This is a genomic window from Marinobacter sp. X15-166B (assembly GCF_001752365.1).
Taxonomy (GTDB): Bacteria; Pseudomonadota; Gammaproteobacteria; order Pseudomonadales; family Oleiphilaceae; genus Marinobacter.
Genome location: NZ_MEIY01000001.1, coordinates 3,399,187 through 3,406,563, shown reverse-complemented (window position 1 = coordinate 3,406,563; position 7,377 = coordinate 3,399,187). Strand labels below are relative to the sequence as shown.

General features: G+C 57.9%; 8 protein-coding genes. 5 read left to right on the top strand and 3 right to left on the bottom strand.

What is annotated here, in order from left to right:
* The 5 genes from BG841_RS17495 to BG841_RS15955 all read left to right on the top strand — a co-directional run.
* The coding region (locus tag BG841_RS17495; protein WP_228141742.1) for a DbpA RNA binding domain-containing protein at nt 1-158 on the top strand (158 nt) is incomplete at its 5' end.
* 182 nt (nt 159-340) lie between these two features.
* Nucleotides 341-592, top strand: a complete 252-nt coding sequence (locus tag BG841_RS15970) for an OadG family protein (protein WP_070058550.1) — start codon at nt 341-343, stop codon at nt 590-592.
* A gap of 42 nt (nt 593-634) precedes the next feature.
* Complete coding sequence (oadA, locus tag BG841_RS15965) at nt 635-2,425, top strand: sodium-extruding oxaloacetate decarboxylase subunit alpha (protein WP_070058549.1); 1,791 nt, start codon at nt 635-637, stop codon at nt 2,423-2,425.
* A gap of 14 nt (nt 2,426-2,439) precedes the next feature.
* Entirely contained in the window at nt 2,440-3,762 is a 1,323-nt protein-coding gene (locus BG841_RS15960; RefSeq protein ID WP_070058548.1) for a sodium ion-translocating decarboxylase subunit beta, read from the top strand.
* Between the two features lie 140 nt (nt 3,763-3,902).
* Entirely contained in the window at nt 3,903-4,247 is a 345-nt protein-coding gene (locus BG841_RS15955) for a 4a-hydroxytetrahydrobiopterin dehydratase (RefSeq protein WP_070058547.1), read from the top strand.
* Between the two features lie 16 nt (nt 4,248-4,263).
* On the opposite strand, the gene BG841_RS15950 is transcribed toward BG841_RS15955, so the two are convergent.
* From BG841_RS15950 to BG841_RS15940, 3 genes are all read right to left on the bottom strand, one after another.
* Nucleotides 4,264-4,929: an FkbM family methyltransferase gene (locus tag BG841_RS15950; protein ID WP_070058546.1), complete on the bottom strand. Its 666-nt coding sequence runs from the start codon at nt 4,927-4,929 to the stop codon at nt 4,264-4,266.
* 124 nt (nt 4,930-5,053) lie between these two features.
* Nucleotides 5,054-5,317 carry a DUF4124 domain-containing protein gene (locus BG841_RS15945; protein ID WP_070058545.1) on the bottom strand — a complete coding sequence of 88 codons (264 nt, stop codon included), beginning with the start codon at nt 5,315-5,317 and terminating at the stop codon, nt 5,054-5,056.
* 191 nt (nt 5,318-5,508) lie between these two features.
* Nucleotides 5,509-6,963 carry an aspartate ammonia-lyase gene (locus BG841_RS15940; RefSeq protein ID WP_070058544.1) on the bottom strand — a complete coding sequence of 485 codons (1,455 nt, stop codon included), beginning with the start codon at nt 6,961-6,963 and terminating at the stop codon, nt 5,509-5,511.
* Between the last annotated feature and the right edge of the window lie 414 nt (nt 6,964-7,377).

Here is a 7,377-nt window from a genome sequence, read left to right as displayed (position 1 = left end):
CGGGGGAGGCAGGCTTGCCGGGTTCCGCCATCGGTAAAATTGATCTGTTTGATTTTCAGTGCTTTGTCGCCGTTGAAGCCGGGGTGGCCGGAAAGGCTCTGGCGCGGTTGGAAAAAGGCCGGATCAAAGGCCGAAAATTCCGTGTGCGCATGGTGTGAGTGGATATCGATATTCGGTTTTTATCTATAGACTTGCGCAAACAATCGTTTCGATTAGGTTGCTCCATAAATCAGAAACCGGTAAATTACGCAGGATTTTGCCTCCCCGAAATGTGTGGCTGCGCCTTGCTGCCGGTCGTATTCGGGATAAACAAACGATTAATAACAGGTAGCTGTTCGGTATGAATGAGCTAATGACACAGGCCGTAGATCTGATGATTGCCGGCATGGGCTTTGTGTTTGCCTTCCTGGTTATTCTGGTGATTGCAACCACGCTCATGTCCAAGGTAATCGTCCGGTTTGCGCCGCCAGAACCGGCCACCCCGGTACGTACACCCCGTGCAAAATCCTCAGCGCCAGAATCAGTTGACCCTGATACCGTTGAAGCCATCAAAAAGGCGATTGCACAATTCCGGGCGCGCCACAAGAAGTGATCCGGTAACCGAATTAGAACCTTTAAACAGAAGGCTTACACGATGACAGACATAAAAAAGCCACTAGGGATCACTGACGTCGTCTTGCGCGACGCGCACCAATCTCTATTCGCAACCCGCATGCGTCTTGATGACATGCTGCCAATCGCAGAAAAGCTCGATAAAGTGGGTTTTTGGTCGCTCGAATCCTGGGGCGGTGCGACGTTCGATTCCTGCATCCGCTACCTGGGCGAGGATCCCTGGGAGCGAATCCGCGAGCTCAAGAAAGCCATGCCCAATACGCCCCAGCAGATGTTGCTGCGCGGGCAGAATCTGCTGGGCTACCGCCATTATGCGGACGACGTGGTCGAACGGTTTGTTGATCGGGCCGCTGCCAACGGGGTGGACGTATTCCGTATTTTTGATGCGATGAACGATCCGCGCAATCTGGAAACGGCGATCAAAGCCGTGCGTAAATCCGGCAAGCACGCGCAGGGCACGATTTCCTACACCGTGAGCCCGGTGCACACCATTGACATGTGGGTTGAACTGGCGAAAGAAATCGAAGCCATGGGTGCGGAATCCATCTGTATCAAAGACATGGCCGGGTTGCTGAAGCCCTATGTGGCATTTGATCTTGTCAGTCGTCTGAAGCAAGAGCTGGCGGTGCCCATCCATATGCAGTGTCACGCGACGACCGGGCTGTCCACCGCCACGGCCGTGAAGGCAGCCGAAGCGGGTATCGATAACGTTGACACGGCTATTTCCTCAATGAGCATGACCTACGGTCACTCGCCCACCGAGGCGGTCGTTGCGATTCTGGAAGGCACGGACCGGGACACCGGGCTGGATCTGAACCTGCTGGAAGAAATCGCCGGTTACTTCCGGGAAGTCCGCAAGAAGTATGCGAAGTTCGAAGGCAGCCTCAAGGGGGTTGATTCTCGCATCCTGATTGCCCAGGTACCGGGTGGCATGTTGACCAACATGGAAAGCCAGCTGCGCGAGCAGAACGCCGCCGACAAGTTCGACGACGTGTTGGCCGAAATTCCCCGGGTCCGCGAAGACCTGGGTTTTATTCCCCTGGTTACCCCCACGTCCCAGATCGTGGGTACCCAGGCGGTGCTCAATATCCTGACCGGTGAGCGGTACAAATCCATCTCCAAGGAAACCGCCGCCGTGTTGAAAGGCGAGTACGGTGCAGCGCCCGCGCCCTTTAACAAGGAATTGCAGGAGCGAGTACTGGATGGCAAAGAGGCGATTACCTGTCGTCCCGCAGATTTGCTTGAGCCGGAAATGGACAAACTGACCGCGGAGCTCAAGGAGCTGGCGGCCGAGAAAAACATCAAACTGGCCGGTCAGGAAGTGGATGATGTGCTGACTTACGCACTCTTCCCGCAAATCGGTCTCAAGTTTCTTGAGAATCGCGGCAATCCCGATGCGTTTGAGCCGGTCCCTACCGCTGAAGACGCGCTGCCCGCCAAGAAACCCAGCGGTCCCGAGACCTATACCGTGGATGTGAACGGTAAACAGTACGTGGTCGCGGTATCGGAAGGTGGCGAAATCACCCAGATTCAGGGGGATGGCAGTGCTGCAGCTGCAGCACCGGCGGCCTCTGCGGCGCCGGCTCCGGCTGCCGGTGGCGGCGAGCCGGTCATTGCCCCGCTGGGGGGCAACATCTTCAAGGTGTTGGTGACCCCGGGCGACACCGTCGAAGAAGGCGAAGTGCTGATTATTCTCGAGGCCATGAAAATGGAAACCGAGATTCGCGCACCCAAGGCCGGTACCGTCGGCGAAGTCTTCATCAAGGTCGGTGATGCCGTCTCTCCTGATGATGAAATGCTGACAATCGCATAAAGGGCCAGCATTCCATGGAAAAATTACTGACGTTATGGACAGGCAGTGGCCTGTTCAACATCGAACTCGGGCAGGCGGTGATGATTGTCGTCTGTCTGGGACTGCTGTTCCTTGCCATCCGCAAGGGGTTCGAGCCATTGCTGCTGGTGCCGATCGGCTTCGGCGGTATTCTGGCGAATATTCCGGAGGCAGGGCTGGCCCTGTCGGCGGCGGAAAACGCCATGCATGTGGCCAAACCGGAAGTGCTGGCGGCGCTGGCCGGCGTGCTGGATGTGGCCTACCAGGCCGGGCAGGCGGTCACGCCCGACGTGTTGGCGGCACTCAAATCCGCCTATAACACCGGCAGCTCGGCGGAAGTGGCCATGGCCAACAGCGTGGCTTCCGATTACGGCTACGGCAACGGCATGCTGCACAACTTCTATCTGGTCATTATCGGCAGCACCATCGGGCCGCTGTTGATCTTTATGGGGGTGGGGGCCATGACGGATTTCGGTCCGCTGCTGGCCAACCCAAGAACCCTGCTGCTGGGGGCTGCGGCGCAATTCGGTATCTTCGGTACCGTGCTGGGTGCGGCGTTGCTGGACTGGCTGGGCATTCTGGAATTTACCATCCTGGAAGCCGCAGCCATTGGTATCATCGGCGGTGCGGACGGTCCCACGTCGATCTACGTGTCCAGTGTGCTGGCTCCCCATCTGCTCGGTGCCATTGCGGTCTCGGCCTACGCGTACATGGCGCTGGTGCCGATGATTCAGCCGCCCATCATGAAGGTGCTGACCACTCAGAAAGAGCGGGCCATCAAGATGTCCCAGTTACGGCCGGTGAGCCGGCGCGAGAAGATCATCTTCCCGCTGGTGGTGCTGATCGCTGTGGTGCTGTTCCTGCCGGATGCTGCGCCGCTGCTGGGGATGTTCTGCTTCGGTAATCTGATGCGCGAGTGTGGGGTGGTGGAGCGTCTGAGCGATACCGCCCAGAATGCACTGATCAACATCGTCACCATTTTCCTGGGCCTGTCGGTGGGCTCCAAACTGATGGCGGACAAATTTCTGGACGGTCAGACCCTGGGGATTCTGGCGCTGGGCATCGTGGCGTTCGGAGTGGGCACCGCGGCTGGAGTGTTGATGGCCAAGTTGATGAATAAATTCATCAAAGATCCGATCAACCCGTTGATCGGGTCTGCGGGCGTTTCGGCCGTACCAATGGCCGCGCGCGTCTCCAACAAGGTCGGGCTTGAGGCCAACCCTCACAACTTCCTGTTGATGCACGCCATGGGGCCGAACGTTGCCGGGGTTATTGGCTCCGCCGTGGCGGCCGGTGTGATGATCAAACTGCTGGGGTAATCAGTCTGGCAGCAGGCACCCCGTCCGGCGGCAACGCCTGGCGGGGTTTTTTGTTGATATCAGTCCGGGTTATCGCCATCCTCAGTAAAAGTCCCAGGCACGGCACCAAGCGGTGCCGTGGGTGAACGGAGGAAACTGCTATGACCAAGTTGGCCGAACAAGCGTGTGAGGCATGCAGCAGCGATGCGCCTAAAGTCACTGCCGACGAACAACAGGCGCTGCTGGCGCAGCTGCCGGAATGGAGCCTGATCGAGCGCGAGGGTGAGCAGCAGCTGCAACGGGTTTATAAGCTGAAAACTTTCGCTGAGGCTCAGGCGTTTACCAACCAGGTGGGCGATCTGGCGGAATCAGAGAATCATCACCCGGCCATTTTACTGGAGTATGGCAAGGTCACCGTGCGCTGGTGGACCCACAAGATTGGGGGCTTGCACCGCAATGATTTCATCATGGCGAGTCGTACCGAGGAGCTTTTCCAACAGCGGTAGCCCGTTGAGCAGCTGGTCACAGGGGAGCGACACCCGGGTCCCCGGCAGACGGCCCCGGCTCGAGGATATGGTTGTGGGACTTTTCGAAATCCCGGAACTGGTAGCCGTGCTGCTCTGACCACTGTTTCAGGTAGGCGTCGCTGTTTTCCACCATCAGTACCGGGCGGTGTTTCCTGATGAGCTCATCCATCGAGTCGATGATGGTCGGCTCATGACCCTCCACGTCTAGCTTGATGAACGCGATGCGGGCGTTAAAGCCAAGCGCGGAGGGGCTCACGGTGGCGACCTTTTCTGAGGATTGAAGGTCGATGGCCGCCTGGTAGGGGTTGCCGTCCGGTATGCTGAACCCGACTTCGTCGAAGGTGTCGGAAAGGGCTGCGTTGATAAGGGTGACATTGTGCAAATCAGCCACGTTTGAGGCCAGCAAGGCAAACGTTTGCGGGTGGGGCTCGAGTGCGATCACGCGACCGTGTTTGACCAGCGCAGAGAAGCGCCGGGTGTAGTGGCCAACATTGGCGCCAACGTCAATCACCCAGTCTCCCGGCTTGATAAAGGCATCAAGCTCGCGGAACTCGATTTCCGGGGAAACGAATGTGCCTTGCTTAATCTGGCGCCGATAGTACAACCGTTTCAGATCATTCCTGGCCCAGTTGGGCAGTTTTTTGGTCAGGTTTCTGAGCATGTTGGTCTCCTTTATGGAGCAATAGTAGTTTACAAATCAGAAACCTTGTACTGCAATCCTGAAAATGTTCTACCAAAAACAGGTGTCTCCTCCGGGGACCTTGGCGGGCACCAAGGGGCCGGCGTTAACGCTCGCTGCGGGCATTTTCACGAATGTATTGAATGCCATTCAAAAGGTGCTTGAACTCTCCGGACAGAGGCGCCTTCTTGTCAGCTTTGGGAGTTTTTAAATCAATACTGTTGGGGGCCTCCACCCGGATCTTCGTGGCGTCCTCCCCGCAGGGCTCATCCGCAAAGACAGTCTGCCCGTCAATCCTGCATTGATACACCGCGCCGCAGGCCAACGCGGGAGTGGCGATAGCCATCAAAAACATTGTCTTTTTGAGCATGTTGCCTCCTGAAACCTCAACCATAGCCGATAGTTTTCTGCGGGTGTGTAAAACACTGTCAAACCAGGGTCGCCGGATGCACATCCCGTGGGTGTGCAGGCGCTTCGGAAGTCGCAGGGCGTCGGGGAGGCGGTAGGTCACCGCGCCCGTTTCCGGGCGCGTGAGTGGACGGTTGTTGCTGGGGTGGTGCGTTATTGCGGGCCAACAGGATTCAGATCCCGGCGCCTTTGCGGGCGAATCATATTGCTGGGTTTGAGCACCTCGTTCAGGGCTTCTTCGCTCATCAGATTCTCTTCGCGGATCAGCTCGAGCACGCCACGGCCATTCTCCAGCGCCGCCTTGGCAATGCGGGTCGCGTTATCGTAGCCGATGTAGGGAACGACGGCGGTGATGATGCCAATGCTGTGATTGATGAGCTCCTGGCAACGGTCCACGTTGGCGGTGATACCGTGCACACAACGGTTGGTCAGCATGTCCATGGCCCGGGTCAGCATGCGCATGGATTCCAGAATGTTGAACGCGATCAGCGGCTCCATGGCGTTCAGTTGGAGCTGGCCCGCCTCGGCGCCCATGGTAAGCGCCAGATCGTATCCGATCACCTGGTAGGCTACCTGGCTGACCGCTTCGGGGATCACCGGGTTGACCTTGCCCGGCATGATGGAGCTGCCCGGTTGTTGCGCGGGCAGATTGATTTCGGCCAGTCCGCAGCGCGGTCCCATGCTGAGCACCCGTAAGTCGTTAGAGATCTTCGAGAGTTTGACCGCCAGACGTTTGAGCTTGCCGGAGAAAGACACGAAGGCCCCCATGTCGGAGCTGGCTTCCACCAGATCAGGTGCCGTGTTGAATTCGAAGCCACTGAGCTCGGACAGATAGCGGGCCGCAAGTTGCGCGTATTCCGGGTCGGTGTTGATGCCGGTGCCAATGGCCGTGCCGCCAAGATTGATTTCTTTCAGCAGCTCAGAACCATCGGCGATGCGCTCAATGTCATCCCCCAGCGTGGTGGCGAACGATTGAAACTCCTGCCCGAGGGTCATGGGTACCGCGTCCTGCAATTGGGTGCGGCCCATCTTGATGATGTCGGAAAACTCTTCGCCCTTTGCAGCGAAGGCATCACGTAACCCGGCGAGGGCTTCGACCAGACCGCTTTGCTTCAACAGGATCGACAAGCGTACCGCGGTGGGATAGGCGTCGTTGGTCGACTGGGACATATTAACGTCGTTGTTCGGGTGCAGGTTGCTGTACTCGCCTTTGGCGTATCCCAGCTGCTCCAGGCCGATGTTGGCGATCACCTCGTTGGCGTTCATGTTGGTGGAGGTGCCGGCGCCGCCCTGGATCATATCGACCACGAATTGGTCATGGTACTGCCCGTCGACAATCTTCTGGACCGCACTTTCAATGGCCCCGGTCTTGGTGTCGTCCAGAAACCCCAGGCGGTGGTTGGCCTTGGCGCACGCCAGCTTGACCAGCGCCAGCGCCTGCACCAGTTCAGGGAAGTGATTCAACGGGATGCCGCTCAGGTCGAAATTGTCCCGCGCACGCTGGGTCTGAATGCCGTAATACGCATCCGCGGGGACCCAGGCTTCACCCAGTAGGTCTTTTTCACGGCGACCGTTGTCGTGTTGAAGTATCCGTGCGGTATCACCCATGTTGATTTCCTTGCTGTTCCGTTGTCTGGGGAGCGTCTGTTACCGCTGATTCCCGCCGGGCACCGTGTGGCTCGGCCGATAGCGGGGTGGTGCGACACTAACTTCCCGTCATGTAAATCTTTTTACCAGTTTCCCGACTTTTTGGCGGAAAATAGCCGCATTGTACGTCAGAACATACGTATTACCCAGTAAATCTGCCGTCGAAAAGCCATCAAACCGCTTTTTTTCAGAAACTTCCGGGAGCCACGAAGGTCACCCGCTCCACTGTCTTCCCGTAAAGGGAGCGCGTTTGGTGGCCGGTGGCGGAATAGATCGGAGGGGTGGTGACCAAAGCCGGTGTGCTTCCCGTGGGTGGCCGTGGCGGTGGGGGAGGGACGCTATGCCGGGAAACAAAAAAAGCCAGTTCTCACGATC